The sequence below is a fragment of the Hymenobacter sedentarius genome (assembly GCF_001507645.1).
Classification (GTDB): Bacteria; Bacteroidota; Bacteroidia; order Cytophagales; family Hymenobacteraceae; genus Hymenobacter; species Hymenobacter sedentarius.
Genome location: NZ_CP013909.1, coordinates 3,316,384 through 3,338,146 on the forward strand (window position 1 = coordinate 3,316,384; position 21,763 = coordinate 3,338,146).

Genomic DNA, 21,763 nt, shown 5'->3' on the forward strand with positions numbered 1-21,763 from the left:
TGGGCAAATAGAGCAGTTGATAAATGTTAAATGCTAATTGTTAAATGAAAATTATCTATTTGTCAGCCAGCCTTTGCGGTAGAAATACACGAGCTGAATCATGACCACGATGAACATGAGGCCCAGCACCATGGGGTAGCCCCAGGGCTTGTAGAGCTCGGGCATGTTGAGGGGCAGCACGTGGCCGTGGCCGTCGTCGTGCTGGAAGTTCATGCCGTAGAGGCCCACCACGAAGCTCAGGGGGATGAAAATAGTGCTGATGATGGTGAGTACCTTCATTACCTCGTTCATGCGGTTACCCTGGTCGGAGAGGTAGAGGTCGGTGAGCGAGGAGATGTTGTCGCGGTAGCTCTCGGCCAGGTCGAGGGCCTGAATGGCGTGGTCGTAGGCATCGCGGTAGAAGATTTTCAGCTCCTCAGGCATCACTTCATCGGGCAGGCGCAGGATTTCGGCGATTTTGTCGCGCTCCGGGTACACTAGGCGGCGAAAACGCACCACGTCCTTTTTGATGCGCAGGATGCGGTTGAGCAACCGGCGCGGGCGCTTGTCTGCAAAAATGGCTTCTTCGAGCTCCTCAATGTAGTCGCCGATGGCGGCCATGGTGGGGTAGTAGTGGTCGAGTACCACATCGGTGAGGGCGTAGGCCAGGTAGAGCATGGGCCGGCGGCGCAGGGTGCTGAAATTGGACCGGATGCGCGTGCGCAACGAGTCGAGGCAGTCGTCGTAGTCGTCCTGAAACGACAGCACGTAATTGGGGCCGGTGAAGAGCGAGAGCTGGTCGTCGTCGATTTCGAGGTTGCGGGTGAAGTCGGTCATGCGCGACACCATAAACAGGCGGTGGTCGTCGAACACCTCCACCTTGGCGCGCTGGTAATCGTTGAGCACGTCTTCCATTTGCAGGGGGTGCAGGCCGAAATCGTGCATCAGCTGCTCCATCAGGGCCAGGTCGCCGTAGCCGCGCACGTCAATCCAGTGCTTGAGCTCGGGGTGGTCGCGCAGCCAGACCAGCAGCTCGTCGTAGCGGTCGGTGTATTCTTCTTCTATGAACGTGTTTTCGTCGTAGGCCATCAAAAACAGGCGCGGCTTCATGGCCTCTTCGCGCACGTTGAGGGTGCCCGGGCGCTGGCCCACCTGCTGCTCGCGGGCCTGCCGGGTGGCCTCGCGGTCGGTAACGGTGTAGCCCACCGGACCGGCGGTTTCGGCCAGGGCTGGCGAGCGGTTGGGCGCGGCCGAAGCAAGGGAATTGAGCGGGTTCATGCGGCGGAAGAGGAATAAAGAAACGAAAGCACAATTTCGGCCCTACGCATGGCGGCCGGATGAAGATATCCTGAGCGCGGGCGTTTCCAGATTAGTGAAATGGCTCCCAATGAAGGGGCCGCCCGTCGGCAGACGACGGTTCTGTGCCGTACTTTGCTGGCAGGGCTACGACAAGTAAGTTTGAAAAGTACGGATTCTACAGTTGCGGTTGAGGCAGACGCGGAGCGCGGGGCGGCGGGGCTCGCCGTCTGGGCCGTGGAAAGCGGGCCGGCTGGCCCGGCCGCGCCCCGGCTGCCGCTGGCTTTTGAGTCGTTTCTGTACCTGCGGCCCGAGCACCAAGTACTGCAGCCGGCTACCCCAACGGTCCTCAGCCTGTACCTAGAAGACGCTGCGGCTGGCCGCACGGTAGCCCAACTGCACCTAGTGCTGGAGGAAAACAACGCCCTGGCCCGCAGCCCCGCGCAGGCGCCTTTTGGCGCGGTACAGCTAGCCGCCGGCGTGAGCGTAGCCCAACTGCATGGCCTGCTTGAGGCTGCTGAAACTGCCTTGTGCCAGCGCGGGATTCAGGAAGTAGCCCTACGCGGCCACCCCTTTGCCTACGACCCCTCGGGTGCCGCCGTGCTGGCCGAAACGCTGCGGCAACGCGGCTACCGCGTCACGCTGGCCGAGCAGAACTACCACCTCGACCCCAAACGGGCCTACGAAGCCCACCTGCACCCGTCGGAGCGCCGCCGCCTGCACAAGTGCCGCCGCTATGGCCTGCACTTTGAGCAGGAGCCGCCCTTTCTGCTGCCGGCGGCTTACGAGTTTATTCAGGCGTGCCGGCTGGAGCGGGGCCAGGAGCTGTCGTTGCCGTTGGCGCGGGTGCAGGAGCTGTTTCGACACTTCCCCAAAGAGCATTTCCTGTTTTCGGTGCGCCAGCCAGATGGGGGGTGGGCTGCGCTCACGGTTGCCATTCGGGTAGATGAGCAGGTGCTGTATAATTTCTACCCCGCCAGCCCTTTGCGCTGCAATGCCCTGAGCCCGGTGGTGATGCTCAACGAAGGCCTGCACGCCTTTGCCCGGGCCAGCGGCATGGCAGTGCTGGACCTGGGCACTTCCATGCTCGACTCCGGCCCCAATACTTCGTTGCTGCGATTTAAACGGCATCTGGGCGGGGTAGCCGGCTTGCGACTGAGCTGGGCGAAAAGCCTGCGGAACAAATGAGAAATGCCAGGAAACTAGGGTTGCCGTTCTTTACGCCCTCGTTGAGCTAATCTGCCGCGCCGCCTGTGTTGCCAACTTCTTCCACATCGCCAGCCCGGCCGCTTGCCGCTCCATCTGTTTGGCGGGGCTTCGTGCGCGGCTCCCTGGGCACGGGCGTGGCCGTGGTAGCCCGGGCCGCGGGTGCGCTGGTGCTGAACAAGCTGTTTGCGACCTACGCGCCGGCCGGCGGCCTCACCCTGCTGGCCCAATTCCAAAACCTAATGGCCCTGCTCACTACCCTGTCCAACGACGGAGTGCAGGTGGGCCTGGTGAAATACCTCGCGCCGCTGCAGCCCGGCAGCCCCCGCTACCGGGTGTGGCTGGGCGCGGCGGCGGGCCTCAATGGCGCGGCGCTCCTGGCCGGCGCCGCGGTGCTGGCCAGCCAGGGCCTGCTGGGCTGGGGATGGAGCAGCCTGGCGGCGTTTGTGGTGGGCATTGCGCTGCTGACGGGGCAAGGGCTGCTGGGGGCCGCGCTGCTGGCGGCCGGGCGGCTGAGGGCCTACATCAGCTTATCGGTGGCGGTAGCGCTGCTGGGCACGGGTGCGGCCGCCGTGGCGCTGCTGCGCCATTTACCGCTCAACCTGGTGCTGCTGGCTTACCTGCTGGCGCAGGGGCTCACGCTGCTGCCGGCCCTGGTGCTGGCGGCGCGGGCCGGCGTGCTGCGGCACCTGCGGCTGGCGGGGCCCGTCAGCCGCCTGGCCGTGCGGCGCTTGAGCCAGTTTCTGCTCATGGCTGTGAGCACGCTGCTGTTTGGCAAAGCCGTGGACTATGTGTTGCGCAGTTACCTGCTGGCCAACTTCGGGCCCGCCCGCACCGACTTATGGCAGACCGTGGCCAAGCTCTCCGACAATTACACCATGGTGTTTGCGGCAGTGATGAGCAGCGTTTTCTATCCGCGGCTGGCGGCGCTGGCCGGGCAGCCACGGGCCGCGCGCGGTTACCTGCTGGGGGTGCTGGGTTTGCTGGCCCCGGTGCTCGCCCTCGGCCTGGTGCTGATTTTTGCCTGCCGCAACTGGCTGCTGCCGCTGCTGTTTGCCCCACATTTACTGGGGGCGCGAGAGTTTCTTGGGCCTCAATTGCTGGGCGACTGGGCCAAATTTCTGAGCTGGATTTTCATTTTTCAGCTCACCGCCCGGGCGCGTACCGGTCCCTACGTGGCCGTTCAGGCTGCATCAGCGGCGGTGTTTGCTGCCATGCTGGCCGTGCTGCTGCCGCGTTTTGGCCTGGAAGGCGCGGTGCTCGCCCATGCCGGCCGCTATTGGCTGTTGCTGCTGGCCTGCGCGGGATTTCAGTTGAGAAGGAAGAATGAGCCATTATCAGGAATGAAGAATGAAGAATGAAGAATTTTTCTTCCCTTCATTTGTCGCCATTGCCCATGCCCAATTCCTCATTCCTCAATCCTCATTCTTTATTAAGCAAAGCGCCCGTTACTATCGTGGCGCTGTGCCACAACCATGCGCCGTTTTTGCGTGAGGCGCTGGATTCCATTCTCAGCCAAACCTATCCGAACCTAGAAGTGTGGCTCGTGGACGATGCCAGCACTGACGAAAGCCCTGCCATACTGCGCGAGTACGCTGCCCGGCAACCAAACTGGCACCTGTATTTGCTCACCGAAAACGTAGGAAACTGCCGCGCCTTCAACCTGGCTTTCCGGCAAAGCCACGGCGAGTTTGTGATTGATTTCGCCACCGACGATGTGCTGCTGCCGGAGCGGGTAGCCCAACAAGTAGCAGCGTTTCGGGCCGCCGCGCCCACAGTGGGAGTGGTGTATTCCAATGCCGAGCTGATAGCCGAAAACCGCACTCTGCTGGGCCTGCACCACCAGCCCGATGGCCACGGTGGCCTGAAGCCCCGCCCGGCCAGCGGCTGGGTATTTGCCGAAGTATTGCGGCACTACTTTATCAGCACGCCCACCATGATGATGCGCCGCGCCTGCCTGGCCCAACTAGGCGGCTACGACGAGACGCTGGCCTATGAAGACTTTGACTTTTGGGTGCGCGCCAGCCGCGAGTGGCAGTTTCATTACCTCGACGAGGTGACGACCCGCAAGCGCAAACACCCCCGCAGCATGAGCAGCCTCGCCTACCAGCGCCACGACCCCTACCTGGCTTCCACCATCCAGGTATGCGGCAAAGCCCTGGCATTGGTGCGCACCGCCGACGAACGCGCCGCCTTAGCTATCCGCCTGCGTTGGGAACTGCGCCAGGCCGCCCGGCGCCACCGCCACACCGAAGTAAAGGAGCTGTTCGCGCTGCTGCGCCAAACCACTAGCCCAACCGCCATGGATTGGGCCCTGGCTACGTGGAGCCGGATGTTTTAATAATTAATAGCCCAGCTTAAATCTGGCGGTCTTTTTTGAAAGTAGAAAGGCCAAGTAAGGCTTAAGAAATGAGCTCATGGCAGGGACGATGCCGCCCGGCCCCGTTTCTTCGCTGAAATTCTCCCGTTGCCCCAGTGCCGAATCACTCCCGTTTAGCCATTTTTGCCCGCGTTGTGCTGCTGCCATTGGCACTCACGCTTGGTACCGTGGCGGGATTGGGCAGCTACTACGAAACCAGCGACGATGCCTCCCTGGCTTGGCTTTTTTCGGGGGTGATGGCCTTGAAGCCGGTCGCGTCGTTGCCGCTTTATTTCCACGGCTACGGACACGTGCTGGCCGCGGCCTACACGGCCCTGCCCAACTGGCCTTGGTTTGGGCTGCTCAATGCCGGGCTGCTTGGCTTGGCCACCGTGCTCGTTTTTGCGGTACTTGATAGGCTCTTGCGGTCCCATTTGCGGCCGGCAGCGCTGGTGTTGGTGCTGGTCGTGTTCTTCGGCGTGGCGTGGCTGGAACATTGGCTGTGGTTCAGTCACGTGCGGGTGGGGGTGCTGCTGTCCGGGGCTTCGGTGCTGTTTGCGGCCCAGCGGCCGGGTCGTGGAGCGCCACTAATTATTGGGCTGGCGGGGTTGGGGGCCGCCTGGCTAATGCGGCCAAGCCTGGCCCTGATGGGTTTTGTGGCGGTACTGCCTGCAGCCGTGCTGTTAGCCGGCGGCATTCGCCGGGCGGCTCCGGTGATACTTAGCGCGGTGCTGGGGTTGGCCCTGGCGGCTGGCACGGCCGCCTTGCTCCAAACGCCCACCGAAGCCCGGGCCCAAGCGCGTGACCGCTACTTCGCCCGCGTGCTCGACTTCGACCAACTGCGCCCACAACCGCGCACACCTGCGGATAGCCTGGGCACGGCTGCGCTCAGCCTGTGGCTGATGGGCGACTCTACCGTAGTAAACGAAGCCTTGTGCCAACGAGCGTATGTATTCAATGCCCGGGAGTTTTTCGCCCAGCAGGTGCCGGCCAAAATCATGATGCGAGCTGGGCAGCTGGCTCGCGACTATTTCCCCCTGTTACTGGCCTTGGCGGCAACTGCCTTGGGAAAGGCGCGGAAACGGCGGCAGCGCCCCTTATTCTGGCTGGTGCAACTAAGTTTTGCAGCGGCGCTGGTGCTCTGCGCGGGATTCCTCAAGCTGCCGCCGCGCCTGGCGCTCCCGCTGCTGGATTTCTGGCTGATAACCAATCTGGCTTTCGTGTTTTCAGCTCAAGAACGAAGCGCTGGTCTTAGCTCAACGGCCAGCGTCGCACTCCCGCGCGGCCTGCGCTTGCTGGGCTTAGTAGCTGTGCAGGTAGTCGTGCTGCTTTACGGAGCCAAAACGCTTCATCGCCGACAGGTGCTGGGCCAGGAGGAGCGGCGCCACCGGCTGGCGCTACAATCTATAGCTCAAGCCCGTGCGGGCCGCATCCTCATCCTGGCGGGAAGCAATGACTTGCTCAAAAGCCTCTCGCCCTTTCGCACATATTCCCTTGGTCCCGGGCCGGTGTTGGTGCTCACCGGCTGGCAGTCGCACGATGCGTCGCAAAGCCAGCTGCGGCGCGCGCTCAGTGGCACCGCCGACCAAACGGAATGCCTGCGCCGCCTGGCTGCCCCAGCCCAACCCGGCCCAGCGCCCGTGTGGGTGCTCACCCCCGAAACGGCCGCCTGGCTTAGCCGCCGTTTCCGTTTCGACGGGCCCCGCATGCAGTTAAGCCCTACCTTTGGCGAAGCGCTGCCCACCGATTCAACGCTGCGATTTTACCGCGTGCAGCCCTGGCCGGCCCGCTGAGCCCGGCAGCCAAGGCAGCGCCTCATTGCGCCAATGCCATAATTTTATACCCTGCTCCTTGCCCGCGCCGCAGACCTTTGCTTCGGCAAAAGCGTTTCTTCATTAATTATTCACGCTTCTTCGCCCCCTCTTATGCTAACGTCCACGATGACTTCCCGCAGCGAAGTGCTGCAGAACCTCGAAGGCTATTTGAAGTCCAACATGGGCACCTTCCTCAAAAGCGTGGAAGACAGCTGGCAGCCCGCCGATTTTCTACCTGATTCGCGGCAGGAGTCCTTCTTCGACCAGGTAAAAGAGCTGCGTGAAAAAGCCAGCAACCTCAGCTACGACTTGCTGGCCGTGCTCATCGGCGACACCATCACGGAAGAAGCCCTGCCCAACTACGAGGCCTGGTTTCACGAGCTCGACGACCTGAACCGCGACCGCGACAACGGCTGGGCCCAGTGGATTCGGGGCTGGACGGCCGAAGAAAACCGCCACGGCGACCTGCTCAACCGCTACCTGTATCTGAGCGGCCGCGTGAACATGCGCGAGTTTGAAGTCTCGACCCAGTACCTCATCAACGATGGTTTCGACCTGGGCACGGCCCACGACCCGTACCGCGCCTTTGTGTACACCAGCTACCAGGAGCAGGCCACCAACATCTCACACCGCCGCGTGGGCCAGCTGGCCCGTACCGCCGGCGACGACCAACTGTCCAAAATCTGCGGCATGATTGCGGGCGACGAAAACCGCCACGCCCGCGTCTACAAGACTTTTGTGGAGAAGATTTTCGAAGTTGACCCCAGCGAAATGATGCTGGCCTTCGAGGACATGATGCGTAAAAAAATCGTGATGCCGGCCCACTACATGCGCGAAATGGGCATTGAAATGGGCAAAACCTTCGGCCACTTCACCGACGCCGCCCAGCGCCTCGGCGTGTACACCAGCTCCGACTACACCGACATCCTCGACTCGCTCATCCACGACTGGAAAATCGAGCACATCGGCGGCCTCACCGGCCCGGCCGAAAAAGCCCGCGACTACATCATGGCCCTGCCCAACCGCCTGCGCCGCGTAGCCGACCGCATGCCCGTGCCCAAGCTGGAATACAAGTTCAAGTGGATTTCTTAATCCATTTAACAATTATCATATAACAATTAACAGCCGTTCCGATAGGCCCATTTGGTCCTTCAGAACGGCTGTTAATTGTTATATGACCTGTCGTGCGGCTTCCCAGCCAATCAGCGCGGCTTTGCGCGTGGTGCCCCAGCGGTATTGGCCCAACTCACCGGTTTGCCGAATCACGCGGTGGCAGGGGATGAGGTAGCCCACCGGGTTGGCCCCGATGGCCGTGCCCGTGGCGCGCACCGCCGCTCCGTTCTCGGCCGCGGTGGCCAGTTGGGCGTAGGTGCGCAGCTCACCTTCAGGAATACGCAGCAGTGATTCCCAAATCTTGAGCTGAAACGGCGTGCCTTTCAGGTGCAGATGCAGGCGGTCGGTGGGCTGAAACGTGCGGGCAAAAAACCGCGCTACCTGCGTGTGGGCCGGCTCTTCGGCGGCAACTAGCGTGGCGTTGGGCCATTCCTGCCGCAAGTCGGAGAGGGCCTTTGTAACGTCTTCCACAAATACCAGCTTGCAGATGCCTTTGGCCGTAGAGGCCACGAGGTAGGGGCCGAACTGGCACTCCCCAAAACTGTACACTATGGCCAGCGAGGCGCCGCCCTGGCGGTATTCGCCGGGCGTCATGGCTTCCAGGGTCACGAATAAATCGTGCAGGCGCCCGGTGCCCGATAGGCCCGTTTCATACGCCGCTTCGGCCACCGAAACCTGCTGCTGCAGCATGCGCTTGGCGTGGTCTAGGCTCAGGTATTGCAGAAACTTCTTGGGCGACACGCCGGCCCACTCCTGAAACTTGCGCTGGAAATGAAACGGGCTCCAGTGCGCCTGTTCGGCCAGCTGCTCCAGGGTGGGCTGCTGCTGAAAATTGGCGCGCGTGAAGGCGAGCGCGGCGGCAATGCGTTCGTAGTCCGTCATGGGAATCGGGGGCTGATTGGCTACAAAATTCGTGCATTGCCCCGGCCTCCAAAACCCGATTCTTGCGTAAATCGCGCGGGACTTATTGCTCGATTTTCACGCCCTTCCAAAAAGCTACCCGGCCTTTGATGTGCTGGGCCGCCTCCTTGGGCTCCGGGTAGTACCAGGCGGCGTCCTTGTTGTGCTCGCCGGCCACACGCAGAGAGTAGTAGCTAGCGCGCCCTTTCCAGGGGCAGCTGGTTTGGGCAATGCTGGCTTCGAAGAACTCCGATTTAAGGGAGTCGGCGGGAAAGTAGTGGTTGTTTTCAACCACCACGGTGTCGTCGCTTTCGGCCACGACGGTATTATTCCAAATAGCTTTCATCTCATTTAGCAATTAACATTCGGCATGTAACACCCAACAGGTGTGAAGGGTATTGAAGACAATTCGCAAACCATCAATTGAGCACGATGGCTGACGGCGCAGGCAATGAACATCCTCACCCATGCGGGTGTTTGCCCCGTAGCACACGGTGCGGGTGTTAATTGATAAATGTTAATTGCTAAATGATATGGTAGGCTTCCGATTCCGCGATTTTGTGCCCGAAGACCAGCCCGAAAAAGGGTTTGAGTCCTTGTTTAAGCTATTCATGCAGCTTGTCACCATCACCTCCGGCGATGTGGGCGAAGCGCTGCAGTGGCTCAACGAATTAGACAAACAGTACGGCCTCACCGACGACCAGTACGGCATGGGCAATTTCATCGATGACCTCAAAAAGAAAGGTTACATCGATGAGAACGAGCAGGAGCGGGGCGCCTTCAAAATCACGCCCAAGACCGAGCAAGGCATCCGCAAGTCGGCGCTGGAGGAGATTTTTGGCAAGCTGAAAAAGAGCAGCACCGGCAACCACCGCACGCCCCACACCGGGCAGGGCGACGAGCAAAGCACCGACCTGCGCGAATTCCGCTTCGGCGACTCGCTCGAGCAGATTCAGATGTCGGAATCCATCCGCAATGCCCAGCTCAACCACGGCATGGACGGCGACGATTTCATGCTGACCGAAGGCGACCTGGAAGTGCGCGAAAACGAGCACAAGTCCCAGACCAGCACCGTGCTGATGATTGACATCTCGCACTCCATGATTCTTTACGGCGAAGACCGCATCACCCCAGCCAAGAAAGTGGCCATGGCCCTGGCCGAGCTCGTGAAGCAGAAGTACCCCAAGGACTTCCTCGACGTCATCGTGTTCGGCAACGACGCTTGGCAGATTGAGGTGAAGGACTTGCCCTACTTGCAAGTGGGGCCCTACCACACCAACACCGTCGCCGGCCTGGAGCTGGCCATGGACCTGCTCCGCAAGCGCAAGACGCCCAACAAGCAGATTTTCATGATTACCGACGGCAAGCCCACTTGCCTGAAGGAAGGCAACGGCTACTACAAAAACTCCTTCGGCCTCGACCGCAAGGTGGTAAACAAGACCCTGAACATCGCTGCCGCCGCCCGCCGCGTTAAGATTCCCATCACCACGTTCATGATTACCTCCGACCCGTATTTGCAGAAATTTGTGGAAGAATTCACCGAGGTGAACCAGGGCAAAGCTTACTATTCCGGCTTGCAGGGCCTAGGCCACCTGGTGTTTGAGGACTACAAAAAGAACCGCCGCAAGACACTGTAAGGCTGGTTTCTATCAAGATTGAATCTGGCATGCCAGTCGCAAGAAAGCATCTCGCCCGCGCCTCCTGTCATGCAGAGCGCAGCGAAGGATCTTATCCCCGCTGAACGAATGGTTCTGACCTGATAAGATGCTTCGCTGCGCTCTGCATGACAGGCGATTCATCGAAGCGGTAATAATGCTTGGCTACGCCGACCTTCGGTTCGCTGCGCTGTGCATGACTGATGTTCCTTCTTTGCTTCTATTTCAAGCAAGCCCACTACTACTTGGTATTAACCGCAACATCTTCCGGCGTGGCGTTCTTGATTTTCGGAACGGTTTTCAGGTAAGCCCATAGGGCATGTACCTCCTCATCGGTCATGGTCGAGAATTTGGGCATTGGCGCGTGCAGAATGCCGGTTGGCGCCATTCCAAATTTCACTGCTTTGCTGAATTGCGCTTCGTTCCACTTACCAAGGCCCGTTTCCGGATCCATGGTGAGATTGCGGCTGACGCGAACATTCAACTCATCGTCAAGCAACTTGTGTCCGCCACCCAAAAAACCTTTGGATAGTTCGGGCTTGGCTTCGTTGTTGGTACTAAAATCCTGCGAATGGCAGAAGTAGCACTGGTAGCGGCCTATCACCAGGTAATGGCCCAATGCCACGGGTTGGGAAGCCGGAGGGGCATCGGCCAGGTGCTTGACCAGGGGAGTTGGCTTCAGTACGTTTTGGAGCAGGTTCTTGCCCAGGGGAGACAATTCCTGGGGATGGCTGGGCTCCGCGGTGGGCTGCACCAGGGCATTGTTCGAACGCAAAAAGGCCACAATGCTGGAGGCGTCTTCGTCGGACAGGTACGCAAAGTGGGGCATTGCTACGCGCAAGCGGCCGTCGGGGCCCGCTCCCGTACGCACCATGGTCACAATCTGCTGGTCGGTCCAGTCGCCGATACCAAATTTGGGGTCCTTCGTGATGTTGGCCGAATACAACTTGCCAAAGTCGGTGCCCAGGTCGGGCATGGGCCGGCCGGCCAGGGTGTTGGTAGACGGGTTGCGGTGGCAGTGCGCGCACATCACCGTCACTATTTTTTCGCCCTGCTCCACGCGTTTCGGCGTGCTGGGTCGAACCACTGGCACTGCCGCCGGAGCCTGCTGTTGGGGCTCGCCCGGCACGTTGATAAATGCGGCGGAGCCAGCCACAGCCAGCAACAGCAATCCGGTTACCAAGCTGGGAGTATGTGGATTCTTTTTCATTTTCTCGCAGAAGGTTATCGAAGTGAAAGAAAAGCATTAACTAAAAAACAACAATTATTAGTGAAAAAACAATAGTTGAGCTGGCGCTGAGTTAAGTAGCTGGTCATTGCTTTTCCCCGCAAGGCCGCTTCAGCAACTGTTCCTGATGCCTCTTCCGTAAGCAGTAGAGCACGCGGCTGCTCAGGCTGCTTGGCGTGTAGCGGCGGCCGCCGGTGCCTGCCTGAACCTCCATCCCCCTTTCACGGTTAAACTACCCGGGAAGCCCTTTTCCCTCCAACGCACTCCATGAAGCACGAAACCATCCGCACCCTGGGCCAACTCCGCGCCAGTGGCTATAAACCGCGCAGCGTCAAAGCCGAGCTGCGCGAAAACCTGATTGAGAAGCTCCGCAACAAGGAGGAAGTATTTCCCGGCATTTTCGGCTACGACGAAACCGTGATTCCGGACCTGCAGCGCGCCATTCTGGCCGGGCACCACATCAACCTGCTCGGCCTGCGCGGCCAGGCCAAAACCCGTATTGCGCGCCTGCTCATCAACCTGCTCGACGAGTGGATGCCCGTAGTAGCCGGCTCCGAGCTCAACGACGACCCGCTGCAGCCCCTCTCGGTGTTTGCCAAAAACCTGATTGCCGAGAAAGGCGAAGACACGCCCGTGGACTGGATGCACCGCGACTCGCGCTACACCGAGAAACTGGCCACACCCGACGTGTCGGTGGCCGACCTCATCGGCGACGCCGACCCCATCAAAGCGGCCACGCTCAAGCTGCCGTATTCCGACGAGCGGGTGATTCACTTTGGCCTCATTCCGCGGGCGCACCGCGGCATTTTCGTGATTAATGAATTGCCAGACTTGCAGGCCCGAATCCAGGTGTCGCTGTTCAACATCCTGCAGGAAGGCGACATCCAGATTCGCGGCTTCAAGGTGCGCCTGCCGCTGGATATCCAGTTTGTCTTCACGGCCAACCCCGAGGACTACACCAACCGCGGCAGCATTGTGACGCCGCTCAAGGACCGGATTGACGCCCAGATTATCACGCACTATCCCAAGACGATTGAGATTGGCAAGCGCATCACCAAGCAAGAAGCCCGCATCAAAGACGAGCAGAAGGGCATGGTGACCAGCAACGAAATCGTGCACGACTTGGTGGAGCAAGTAGCCGTAGAGGCCCGTGGTTCCGAGTTCGTGGATGCCAAGTCGGGCGTGTCGGCCCGCCTTACCATCTCGGCCTACGAGCAGGTGATAGCCGGCGCCGAGCGCCGCGCCCTGCTAAACGGCGAAAAGAACACGTACGTCCGTGTGGGCGACTTTATTTCGGCCGTGCCCGCCATCACCGGCAAAGTTGAGCTGGTGTACGAGGGCGAGCAGGAGGGCGCGGGCATCGTGGCCGAAAAGCTGATGGGCAAAGCCGTGCGCACGTTGTTTCTGCAGTACTTCCCCGACCCCGACAAATCCAAGAAGCTCAAGAACCGCCCGTCGCCCTACAAAACGGTGCAGGAGTGGTTCGGCAACGGCCACACCCTGGACCTGCTGCACGACGCCAGCACCGCCGACTACCGCAAGGCCCTGGACCAGGTGCCCGGCCTGCGCGACATCGTAACCGAGCTGCACCCCAACGAAACACCCGAGCACACCTATTTCCTGATGGAATTCCTGCTCCACGGCCTTGCCGAGCACAGCTTGATATCGCGCAACCGCCTCACCTCGGGGGCGCAGTTCAAGGACTTGCTCTCGTCGATGTTCACTATGCCCACCTTTGGCGATGACGACGATGAAGACGAGGACGAAAAGCCCCGCCGTCGCCGGTAGCGCTGCTAAGCTTGTAAAGCAGGCCTGATAACGTTAAAACGCCCCGCGTGCCTTATGGTGCGCGGGGCTTTTTTATTTTATTGGAAATAGAAGTAAAAAAAGCGAAGCAATTTTTTCGGTAATAGGCTCTTAGTTCAAATGCTGTATATTTGAATGTTTATCATCTTTTTTTGAACGTTTTCATGAAGCTCCATTTACTCTCCTTTTTCCTATTTTCGGCGGCGTTGGTTCAGGCTCAAACCGTAAAGAAAGGCGCTCTTGTCATTGGACAGGTCGACAGTCTTACATCTACTGTGCTCAAGGAGCAGCGTAAGGTGTGGATTTCTGTGCCGGCCAGCGCCAGCGACCTGACGCATGCCAAGCAACGCTACCCGGTGGTGTTCTTGCTCGACGGCGAAGACCATTTTGTATACACCTCGGGCATGATTCAACGCCAGAGCGAGTCTCCGGAAACTGGATGCCCGGAGATGATTGTGGTGGGCATCCCTAACACCCAACGCACTCGCGACCTTACTCCTTCGCGCCCAACAAGTTTTGAGGGCATGCCGCCCGAAGAATTGAAAGCAGCTGGCGGCGGCGAAAACTTTACCGCGTTTTTAGAAAAAGAGCTAATTCCCTACATCGAAGCCCACTATCCAGCCTCGGCCCACCGCACCCTTATTGGCCACTCGTTTGGGGGGCTGCTCGTCATGAACACGCTGGTTCACCACGCCAACTTGTTTGAGAATTACGTGGCCCTGGACCCCAGCATGTGGTGGGATAGCGAAAATCTCCTGAAGCAGGTTCACGAGGCATTGGCCCAACCCCGTTTTAAAGGGCGCACGTTATTTGTTGCCTCTGCCAATGCTTCCGGCCAGGATTCGGTGCTAACGGCAAAAGACCCGTCGATAAGCGGGCAGCATGGCCGGGCAAAGTGGAAGCTGCGCGAGGATTTGGCCCGAAACCCAGGCAACGGGCTACGGTCGGCCTTCCGCTATTACCCCACCGACTCGCACGGTTCGGTAACAGTACCCGCGACCTCCGATGCGCTGAACTACATCTTTCAACCCTACGCGCTGTCAATAGCTTCTATCCTTGCCCTCATCGCGAAGAAGCCAACCGAAGACGGCGCGGCCATGCTGGTGGCCCATTATCAGCAGGTATCGGCACAAGTGGGCTACTCGGTGCTGCCGCCCGAATCATTTGTCAATGGACTGGCTAATTACTTACTGACTCAAGAAGGGCAAGCCCCGCGGGCTCTGGCTCTTTTTCAGCTGAACCTGCAGAATTATCCTACCAGTTCCAACGTACACTCCGGCTTGGGCGACTACTACCAAGCCCAAAAGCAGCCGAACTTTGCAATAGCCTCTTACACCAAGGCCTTGCAGCTGCAGGAAACCCCGGCTATTCGCAAGAAACTCGCGGAGCTTCAGGTCAAGCAAACGCCTTTGGGCAAAAAAGGAAGTTCTCGAGCCAAAAACACGTTAAAGGGATAGCTGCGTGCCGTCTGGTTTTCAAACCTAGCTCAACTCAGCCGTCCAAGCCAAGAAGTGCTCTCGTCGATGTTCACCATGCCCACCTTTGGTGAAGGTGACGACGAAGACGAGGACGAAAAGACGCGCCGCCGGCGCTAGGCCGGACTACGAACCTAAAGCAAATCCCCGCGCACCAATTGGTGCGCGGGGATTTTTAGTTGCTTTGGAGACAGAGCTTTGTCGGCCGCTGCCGGTGGCCCATTCCGTAGCTGGTTGGTAGCGTTCAGCTTTGTAGTTTTGACTCTTCCCCGGTTTTGCTTCGTTTTCTTTTTACTTCCCTTGCAGTTCGCTTACCACCCCGACCAGGACATCTTCACGGCACGTTGGCTTACGTCGCATGCGCTCCAGACCGAGCGCGCCGAGTACGAGGCCATATTGCTGGCACCTGAAGGGCTGGGTACTCCGTACTGGCTGCTCGATGTGCGGCGCCAGCCCACCACCGATGCCGATGCCGCCCGCTGGGGGACCACCATCTGGCTGCCCCGGGCCGCTGAGCAGCATCGCCCCGCCTGCCTGCGCTTGGCCTTTTTGGTGGCGCCAGTACGTGCCGAGAACCTGCGCACCGACCTTGCCTTGCGCGCCGTGATGGACGCCGCTTATGCCCCCGGCCACCCCTTCGACCTGCGGACCTTTACCGATGAAGACGCCGCACGTAGCTGGTTGCAGGGGCCACTCGACTAAAATAGCTGTATCAACTACCGCACATGGCTTATTGGCCCAAGCGGCCGGTGCCGAGCCACCGGGCCACCGGGTAGCGGTTGAAGCCAGCCTCCCGGTGGGGAGAGTTCAGATATACCCATTCCAACTGGGCAGCGCCGTTGCTGCCAAAGGCCGGATTTTGCTGCTTTAGCTTTTCGAGACGCTGCTTCAAGGCCGGGTCGCGGCGCAGCAGGTCGGCGGCCACGTCTTCGAACACATAGTCGGAGAAATGCTCCTTTTGCTGCAGCACGCTGTCGAAGAAGCCCCAGGCGAAGAACGAATCAGTGGCTTGGGGCTCCAGCGTTTCGATGAGGTAGCGCACGGGAGCTGCGTCCGTGAGGTAGCACACCAGGTCGCCTTGGTGAAAGGTCACGGTTTCGGTGGCAGGCCGCAGTTGCACCTGGCTGTGCAGGTAGTGGCCTTCATAGGCGCGGGGGCTGGTTTTGTAGTCTTCCAGGTAATACACTTCCACGGGCGCGGTCACGTCGCGGGCCAAGGGCTCGAGCGTGGCGCCGTTGCGGCGCAGGATGTCCAGCACTTCGCCCCAGGCCTGGGGAATGATGTAGGCCGTGGGGCGGGCGGCGGTAGCCGTGGGTTTGTAGGTGTTGAAGTACTTCACGGGCCGGGTAAAGGGTGCCGCGCGGTCGTAGTAGAGGCGGGGCTGGCCGCTCACTTCGCTGGGCTTGGTGCGGCCCTCGTAGCCCCGGAACTGCACAGTTTCGTGCTGGCTCTCGTCGAGCGTCCAAGCGAGGGGGAAGGTGGTTTGGGCGGCCATGCCGGCCGTAGCAGCGGTGCGGGCCGTGGCAATGGCGGCCGACTGCTGCCCCACGGTTTCGAGCATGGTTTTCAGGAAGTCATAAGTGGCATGCACCCGCGGCGCAAACGCCTTCAGCATGTGCGTTTCGGGCATGAAGCCGATGGTGTTGAACAGCGCCGCGTAGCCGGTGGAGTAGCGCGGCGTTTCCAGAAACGCCCGCAGGCCGCGCTCGGGCGTTTTGCCTTCAAAGTCGACGTAGGGCGTCATGGGCCACTTTTTCTGCTCCATGCCCTTGTAGAGCGCGGGCAGCAGCTGGCCTTGCAGGTAGGTGCCCAGGGCCGGCGCCAGCTTGCTGTGCTGGGTGGCAATGAGCGTCATCGTGTACTGGTAGTCGGCCCCGTTGGAGGTGTGGGTTTCGACGAAAATATCCGGCTGCCACTTCTGAAACAGCGCGGCAAAGGAGCGGGCATTGCGCGAGTCCTGCTTGATGTAGTCGCGGTTCAGGTCGAGGTGCCGGGCGTTGCCCCGAAAGCCGTAGGCGGCGGGGCCGTTCTGGTTCACGCGGGTGGTGGAGTTGCGGTTGAGCATGCCGTCCACGTTGTACACCGGCACGATGACGACCGTAACGCCCTCGAGCAGCTTGTGCAGCTTGGGCTGCTGCACGAGGTCACGGGCCAGCATCATGCTCGCGTCGATGCCTTCGGGCTCGCCGGGGTGGATGCCGTTTTGAATGAATAGCACGCGGCGGTTTTTGCGGCGGGTGCTGGCGGGGTCCGTGTCGCCATCCGAGGCCAGCACCACCTCGTGCAGCGGCAGGCCCGAATCGGTGGGGCCGGCTTCGGCCATATGCAGCTGCTTGGGGTACGCACTCGCCAGTTTTTGGTAGTAGGCAATGCATTCGGCGTGCGTGGCGGTGGTGTTGCCGGCGGGGTCGTTTTCGAACGGCGTGCGCCAGGCGGGTGCCGGAGCAGTCGGGGCGGGAGCGAGGGTCATCAGCGAAGCAAGGAGAAAAGCAAACATGACGCAAAGAACGACAGGAGGAATAGGCGAACAACACTTCCCTCCTTACCAACCGAAGGTCAGCGAAGCTAAGGAGGGGATGTTCGAGCCAAGGGCGAGAACGGGGGTGGTTGAATCGTTGCACGATAGGCGAACGATTCCAGCCCAAGATGTAACAACGACGCCAGCCCAACTCGCTCGCCCATCGTGCAACGACCTAACCATCCCAGCTCAACTTAGCCGTTAAGCATCCCCGCCCTAACTAAGGAGGGGAGTATGCTCCGGGGTTACCTTTGTGCACGTAGTACCTATCATTTCACTCGCCTCCTTGCTCTTGAAAAAGCCCCTTATTCTCGTTTCAAACGACGACGGCATCACGGCCCCCGGCATCCGCTACCTGGTCGAAATTGTGCAGGCCCTGGGGGCCGAAGTGGTGGTGGTAGCCCCCGACGCGCCGCAGTCGGGCATGGGCCACGCCATCACCATCGGCCAGGCGCTGCGCCTCACCAAAAACCCAGTTTTCGGGCCCGACATCGAAGCCTACGAATGCTCCGGCACCCCGGCCGACTGCGTGAAAATCGCCAAGCATTACGTGCTCAAAGACCGCACGCCCGACCTCGTGGTGTCGGGCATCAACCACGGCTCCAATGCCTCCGTGAACGTGCTGTACTCCGGTACCATGTCGGCGGCCATCGAAGCGGCCATTGAAGGGCTGCCCGCCGTGGGCTTCTCCTTGTGCGAATACGGGCCGCAAGCCGATTTCTCGCACGTAGAAGAATGGGTGACCCAGGTGTGCCGCTACGCGCTTGACCACGGCGTGCCCGCCGGCACGGCCCTCAACGTGAACATTCCCAAAAACTCCGATACGCCCATTGCCGGCCTGCGCCTCTCGCGCCAGGCCCGCGCCAAGTGGCAGGAAGAGTTTGACCGCCGCCTCGACCCGTACCAACGCCCGTACTACTGGCTCATCGGCTCGTTCGTGAACCTCGACCACGGCACCGATACCGACGAGTGGGCCCTGGCCAACAACTACGTGTCGGTGGTGCCCTGCCAGTTCGACCTCACCGCGCACCACGGCCTCGACCAGCTCAGCGCCAAGTGGCAGCTGCCCATGCCCGAAGCCATGGAAGCTCAGGCCGCGCCCCAGCCCGTGCCGTCCGGCGACTACGGCCCGGCCACGCAAAGCTAGACCCCACAAAAAAGCCCCAGCTACTGAGTTGGGGCTTTTTTGTGCGATTGTGAAGGAGGCGTGAGAACGATGGCGGGCGCCTTGGCGTGCGGCTTTACCGGGCGCACGGTTTTGGGGGGCGCGTGGGGGTGGGGGGCTTTGCGCACCACCACGGGCGCCGCCGGTTTGGGTGCGCCAGGCCCTTGGCTGCGATGCAGGGCCACCACTTCGGTGCCCAGCGCCACAGCCAGCAGCAGGAGCAGCCCGCAAAGCATGACTTTGAGTAGATTTTGCACGGGAGTATAATTTCTACCCGAAGGTAAAGCGCTGCTATGAAGAGGGAATGAACCCAACGGCGTGGGTAGAATCGGGCTTGAAGTCCAGCTCGAAGGCAGTGCCTTTCCCCAGCTCCGACTCGGCCCGCAGCGTGGCGCCGTGGAAGCCGGCAATGGTTTGGGCGATGGGCAGCCCCAGCCCGTAGCCCTCCGGCGCCCCGGGCGCATTGCCATGGAAGCGCCGGAAGCGGTCGAAGAGGTAGGGCTGGTGGTCGGGCGCAATGCCGGGCCCCGTATCTTCCACCCGCAGGCGGTAGCCCCCCTGCGCCAGAGGCCGGCCCAGCACCCGGATGTGTCCCCCTTCGTGGTTGTACTTGATGGCGTTGGAGAGCAGGTTGCGCAGCAGCGTGTGCAGCAGGCTGGCGTTGGCCCGGGGGCGCACGTCGTCGCCGGCGATGTCGATGTCCAGGGTAATTTCGCGCTGCTGGCGGCGGTCGTCCAGCTCCTCGGCCACGTCGGCCACAGCGGACGAGAGGCTCACCGGCTCGTCGCGCAGGTACTGCTCGTTTTCGATATTGGCGATGAGCAGCAGGGTGCGCACGGTGTTGCGCAGGCGGTAGAGCGTGCGCTGCGATTCCACAATCTGCTGGGCATGAGCCTCGGGTAGGGAAGGGTCCTGCAGCATGTTTTCGAAGCGCGACTGCAGGATGCTAACCGGCGTGAGCAGCTCGTGGCTCACGTTGCTCATAAACTCCCGCTCCTTGGCAAAAGCCGACTGTACCTGCCGCATGAGGGCGTTCAACCGCTCATCGAGCCTGCGGAAGTCAGTAGTGTCGGTATCAATGGGTTCGAAGTTGAATTCGGACGGTTGGCGGATGCTGCGCAGCTTGCGGATGGTCAGTTCCCGGAGCGGCTTAAGCAGGTAGTGGGCAAAGGCCGCATCGGTGAAAATGGTGAGGACGGAAGCCGCCACCAGCACCCACAGCGCCAGCTGGCGGAGGGTGTTGGTGAGCAGCTCCACGGTCTCGAGCGAGGAGCCTATTTCGATGCGAAAAGCCCGCTGCCCCGGCGTACTGGGGGCCCGGGCAAAGCTCAGGATGCGGAAGTCTTCCACCTGCTGGTCGACCTGCCGGCGCTCTTCAAAAATGCGCTCTTTGGGCAGGGGCGCGCCGGCGGGCAGCGGCGTAAGGGTTATGTACTCTTGCTTGATGATGTTGTAGTCGGCGTAGGTTTCGGCGCGCTCGCCCTGCTCAAATGCCTGCAGGCCGTCGCGGGCAATAAGGGCCAACACCCGCCGCTGCTTGTCGCGCAAGTGATAGTCGGTGTGGCCCACGGCCACCCGCTGCACGATGGGCGGAATCACCACCGCCCCCAACAGCACCAGCAGCAGCTTAGAGAGGCCGTTGAATAAGGCAAGTTTGGCTTCTAATCGCATGGCGTTTCATTTATCAATTAACATTTATCATTTAACACACGAGAAAGGCAGCGGGCGCTTTGCAGTACCGATGCCGCCTTAAGCTGATAAATGTTAAATGATAAATGTTAAATGAAACTACTCGGCGGCCCGGTAGCCAATGCCGCGCACGGTTTCCAGAAAATCGGCGGGCTCGAATTGAGCCAGTTTCTTGCGAACGTTTTTGATGTGCACGTCGATGTAGTTGGAGTCGGAGTCGTCTTCGAGCACATTGCCCCACAGGTGCTCGCCGAGCTGCAGGCGGGTGAGCACCCGGCCGCGGTGCAGCAGCAGGTAGTGCAGCAGGTCGAATTCCTTTTTGGTGAGGGGCACTTCCTGGCCGTTGTGCCGCACGATGCGCGCATTGGAATCCATGCTAAAGCGTTGGCCAAACGTAATTTCGGGCCGCTTCAGGTTGAATTTGCGCCGCGTGATGGCCTGCATCCGGCTGGTGAGCTCCAGCAGCGAGAAGGGCTTGGGTAGGTAGTCATCGGCCCCGAGGTCGAGGCCCCGAATCCGGTCGTCGAGGGCGCCGCGGGCCGTGAGGATGATGAACGAAGCCTCCTGGTTTTCATTCAGGCGGGCTTCCCTGAGCAGGTCCAGGCCATCGCCACCGGGCAGCCCTAGGTCGAGCAGCACGAAGTCGTAGCTGCTCACATACAGTTTTTCGGAGGCTTCGGCGAAGGTATAGGCCGAGTCGACCAGGTACTGGGCCTGTAGTAGAAACTGGCGCATTTCCTGGTGCAGGCTTTTTTCGTCTTCGATGAGCAAAACGTGCATGGCGTTAGGGGCGAGATGAGGGGTGGAGACGGCGAATTCCGCAGCGCAACATACGGTATGGCTACCTGAACACTGCATGAAGGTGCTGCGCGCCGGGTACCCGCACAGAGGGCTTACGGGATTGTACCGTAATTTGCTAGGGATTCGGTTTCATTGTTTGCCTTTTTGATATGACCTCACGCTTTTCTCACTTGTTGTTTTTGCTGGTTGGGCTAGCTGCTTTCCTGGGCAGCGCCGTGGCCCAGGCCCAGGCGCCCGCCAAGGGCAAAGCAAAGCCCCGCGTGACCACCGTTTACCTCGTGCGCCACGCCGAGAAGGACACCGCCGCCAGCACCCTCAGCGACCCACCGCTGTCGGCCGTGGGCGAGGTGCGGGCCCAGGTGCTGAGCCAGCTGCTGGCCCGCCGCCACCCAGCGGCGCTGTTCACCACCGATACCAAGCGCACCCGCGCCACCCTGGCCCCGCTGGCAGCCGCCACCCGGCTGGAGCCGCAGGTGTACAACCCCAAGGAAACGACGGCCCTGGCCCTGCGCATTCGCAAAGAATACCTGGGCAAGACGGTGGTGGTCGTGGGCCATTCCAATACCTTGCTGCCCCTCATCGAGTCGTTGGGTGGCACGCCGCCCGTCGACTCTATCGCCGATAATGAGTACGACTATTTGTTCACGGTTCGCATTACGGAAGGCGCGTTGCCCAAGGTGAGCGTGCAGGGCTACGGCCCCGAGCGGCGCACCGAAGCAGTGGCGAAGCCCTCGCGTGTGCGCTAGCTGAGCCGTCCCG

19 protein-coding genes are annotated in these 21,763 nt (G+C 60.7%); 11 read left to right on the forward strand and 8 right to left on the reverse strand.

Annotated elements, in window-relative coordinates; all coding sequences use genetic code 11:
- Positions 1–51 precede the first annotated feature (51 nt).
- Positions 52–1,257: a magnesium/cobalt transporter CorA gene (gene corA, locus AUC43_RS13650; protein ID WP_082685092.1), complete on the reverse strand. Its 1,206-nt coding sequence runs from the start codon at positions 1,255–1,257 to the stop codon at positions 52–54.
- A gap of 180 nt (positions 1,258–1,437) precedes the next feature.
- On the opposite strand from corA, the gene AUC43_RS13655 reads away from it, so the two are divergent.
- From AUC43_RS13655 to AUC43_RS13675, 5 genes are all read left to right on the forward strand, one after another.
- Entirely contained in the window at positions 1,438–2,463 is a 1,026-nt protein-coding gene (locus AUC43_RS13655; RefSeq protein WP_068194617.1) for a hypothetical protein, read from the forward strand.
- Positions 2,464–2,528: 65 nt separating this feature from the next.
- On the forward strand, positions 2,529–3,842 hold the full coding sequence (locus tag AUC43_RS13660) for an MATE family efflux transporter (protein ID WP_157781078.1): 1,314 nt from the start codon (positions 2,529–2,531) through the stop codon (positions 3,840–3,842).
- 35 nt (positions 3,843–3,877) lie between these two features.
- The gene (locus AUC43_RS13665; RefSeq protein WP_068194622.1) at positions 3,878–4,822 is read left to right on the forward strand and encodes a glycosyltransferase family A protein; all 945 of its coding nucleotides are present in this window, start codon (positions 3,878–3,880) and stop codon (positions 4,820–4,822) included.
- Between the two features lie 173 nt (positions 4,823–4,995).
- Positions 4,996–6,633 (forward strand): hypothetical protein, encoded by a 1,638-nt coding sequence (locus tag AUC43_RS13670; RefSeq protein ID WP_068194625.1) that lies wholly within the window; start codon positions 4,996–4,998, stop codon positions 6,631–6,633.
- A 132-nt stretch (positions 6,634–6,765) separates the two neighbouring features.
- Positions 6,766–7,746, forward strand: a complete 981-nt coding sequence (locus AUC43_RS13675) for an acyl-ACP desaturase (protein ID WP_068194627.1) — start codon at positions 6,766–6,768, stop codon at positions 7,744–7,746.
- Positions 7,747–7,824: 78 nt separating this feature from the next.
- Here AUC43_RS13675 and AUC43_RS13680 read toward each other — a convergent pair whose 3' ends face one another.
- Together AUC43_RS13680 and AUC43_RS13685 are read right to left on the reverse strand one after the other, a co-directional pair.
- Positions 7,825–8,649, reverse strand: a complete 825-nt coding sequence (locus tag AUC43_RS13680; RefSeq protein WP_068194629.1) for a bifunctional transcriptional activator/DNA repair enzyme AdaA — start codon at positions 8,647–8,649, stop codon at positions 7,825–7,827.
- An 82-nt stretch (positions 8,650–8,731) separates the two neighbouring features.
- The gene (locus AUC43_RS13685; RefSeq protein ID WP_068194632.1) at positions 8,732–9,013 is read right to left on the reverse strand and encodes a DUF427 domain-containing protein; all 282 of its coding nucleotides are present in this window, start codon (positions 9,011–9,013) and stop codon (positions 8,732–8,734) included.
- Between the two features lie 187 nt (positions 9,014–9,200).
- Here AUC43_RS13685 and AUC43_RS13690 point away from each other — a divergent pair, with 187 nt between their 5' ends.
- A complete protein-coding gene (locus AUC43_RS13690) occupies positions 9,201–10,304 on the forward strand; it encodes a vWA domain-containing protein (protein ID WP_068194635.1) in 1,104 nt (367 codons plus the stop codon).
- A 259-nt stretch (positions 10,305–10,563) separates the two neighbouring features.
- Here the strand turns inward: AUC43_RS13690 and AUC43_RS13695 are convergent, their stop codons facing one another.
- Positions 10,564–11,532 (reverse strand): c-type cytochrome, encoded by a 969-nt coding sequence (locus tag AUC43_RS13695; RefSeq protein WP_071885920.1) that lies wholly within the window; start codon positions 11,530–11,532, stop codon positions 10,564–10,566.
- Between the two features lie 285 nt (positions 11,533–11,817).
- Here AUC43_RS13695 and AUC43_RS13700 point away from each other — a divergent pair, with 285 nt between their 5' ends.
- The 3 genes from AUC43_RS13700 to AUC43_RS13710 all read left to right on the forward strand — a co-directional run bounded on the left by AUC43_RS13700 (position 11,818) and on the right by AUC43_RS13710 (position 15,533).
- Entirely contained in the window at positions 11,818–13,338 is a 1,521-nt protein-coding gene (locus tag AUC43_RS13700) for a sigma 54-interacting transcriptional regulator (RefSeq protein WP_068194640.1), read from the forward strand.
- 182 nt (positions 13,339–13,520) lie between these two features.
- Positions 13,521–14,813, forward strand: coding sequence for an alpha/beta hydrolase-fold protein (locus tag AUC43_RS13705; RefSeq protein ID WP_071886100.1), 1,293 nt, complete (start codon positions 13,521–13,523; stop codon positions 14,811–14,813).
- A 318-nt stretch (positions 14,814–15,131) separates the two neighbouring features.
- Positions 15,132–15,533 (forward strand): hypothetical protein, encoded by a 402-nt coding sequence (locus AUC43_RS13710; protein WP_068194648.1) that lies wholly within the window; start codon positions 15,132–15,134, stop codon positions 15,531–15,533.
- Between the two features lie 28 nt (positions 15,534–15,561).
- On the opposite strand, the gene AUC43_RS13715 is transcribed toward AUC43_RS13710, so the two are convergent.
- The gene (locus AUC43_RS13715; protein WP_082685094.1) at positions 15,562–17,328 is read right to left on the reverse strand and encodes a M14 family metallopeptidase; all 1,767 of its coding nucleotides are present in this window, start codon (positions 17,326–17,328) and stop codon (positions 15,562–15,564) included.
- Between the two features lie 313 nt (positions 17,329–17,641).
- On the opposite strand from AUC43_RS13715, the gene surE reads away from it, so the two are divergent.
- Positions 17,642–18,496, forward strand: coding sequence for a 5'/3'-nucleotidase SurE (gene surE / locus AUC43_RS13720; RefSeq protein WP_068194651.1), 855 nt, complete (start codon positions 17,642–17,644; stop codon positions 18,494–18,496).
- Positions 18,497–18,516: 20 nt separating this feature from the next.
- Here surE and AUC43_RS13725 read toward each other — a convergent pair whose 3' ends face one another.
- The 3 genes from AUC43_RS13725 to AUC43_RS13735 form a co-directional block, all read right to left on the reverse strand.
- On the reverse strand, positions 18,517–18,771 hold the full coding sequence (locus tag AUC43_RS13725) for a hypothetical protein (RefSeq protein WP_157781079.1): 255 nt from the start codon (positions 18,769–18,771) through the stop codon (positions 18,517–18,519).
- 34 nt (positions 18,772–18,805) lie between these two features.
- Positions 18,806–20,185 (reverse strand): sensor histidine kinase, encoded by a 1,380-nt coding sequence (locus tag AUC43_RS13730; RefSeq protein ID WP_068194660.1) that lies wholly within the window; start codon positions 20,183–20,185, stop codon positions 18,806–18,808.
- Positions 20,186–20,302: 117 nt separating this feature from the next.
- The gene (locus tag AUC43_RS13735; protein ID WP_068194664.1) at positions 20,303–20,983 is read right to left on the reverse strand and encodes a response regulator transcription factor; all 681 of its coding nucleotides are present in this window, start codon (positions 20,981–20,983) and stop codon (positions 20,303–20,305) included.
- Between the two features lie 170 nt (positions 20,984–21,153).
- On the opposite strand from AUC43_RS13735, the gene AUC43_RS13740 reads away from it, so the two are divergent.
- Complete coding sequence (locus AUC43_RS13740; protein WP_082685095.1) at positions 21,154–21,750, forward strand: histidine phosphatase family protein; 597 nt, start codon at positions 21,154–21,156, stop codon at positions 21,748–21,750.
- Positions 21,751–21,763: the final 13 nt, after the last annotated feature.

What these genes read in the sequence shown, in the direction of transcription:
- AUC43_RS13680 (WP_068194629.1), bottom strand. Translation starts at nt 8,649, where the DNA reads ATGACGGACTACGAACGCATTGCCGCCGCGCTCGCCTTCACGCGCGCC.
- AUC43_RS13730 (WP_068194660.1), bottom strand. Translation starts at nt 20,185, where the DNA reads ATGCGATTAGAAGCCAAACTTGCCTTATTCAACGGCCTCTCTAAGCTG.
- AUC43_RS13715 (WP_082685094.1), bottom strand. Translation starts at nt 17,328, where the DNA reads ATGTTTGCTTTTCTCCTTGCTTCGCTGATGACCCTCGCTCCCGCCCCG.
- AUC43_RS13705 (WP_071886100.1), top strand. Translation starts at nt 13,521, where the DNA reads ATGAAGCTCCATTTACTCTCCTTTTTCCTATTTTCGGCGGCGTTGGTT.
- AUC43_RS13695 (WP_071885920.1), bottom strand. Translation starts at nt 11,532, where the DNA reads ATGAAAAAGAATCCACATACTCCCAGCTTGGTAACCGGATTGCTGTTG.
- AUC43_RS13690 (WP_068194635.1), top strand. Translation starts at nt 9,201, where the DNA reads ATGGTAGGCTTCCGATTCCGCGATTTTGTGCCCGAAGACCAGCCCGAA.
- AUC43_RS13700 (WP_068194640.1), top strand. Translation starts at nt 11,818, where the DNA reads ATGAAGCACGAAACCATCCGCACCCTGGGCCAACTCCGCGCCAGTGGC.
- AUC43_RS13740 (WP_082685095.1), top strand. Translation starts at nt 21,154, where the DNA reads ATGACCTCACGCTTTTCTCACTTGTTGTTTTTGCTGGTTGGGCTAGCT.
- AUC43_RS13685 (WP_068194632.1), bottom strand. Translation starts at nt 9,013, where the DNA reads ATGAAAGCTATTTGGAATAATACCGTCGTGGCCGAAAGCGACGACACC.
- AUC43_RS13735 (WP_068194664.1), bottom strand. Translation starts at nt 20,983, where the DNA reads ATGCACGTTTTGCTCATCGAAGACGAAAAAAGCCTGCACCAGGAAATG.
- corA (WP_082685092.1), bottom strand. Translation starts at nt 1,257, where the DNA reads ATGAACCCGCTCAATTCCCTTGCTTCGGCCGCGCCCAACCGCTCGCCA.
- AUC43_RS13665 (WP_068194622.1), top strand. Translation starts at nt 3,878, where the DNA reads ATGCCCAATTCCTCATTCCTCAATCCTCATTCTTTATTAAGCAAAGCG.
- AUC43_RS13675 (WP_068194627.1), top strand. Translation starts at nt 6,766, where the DNA reads ATGCTAACGTCCACGATGACTTCCCGCAGCGAAGTGCTGCAGAACCTC.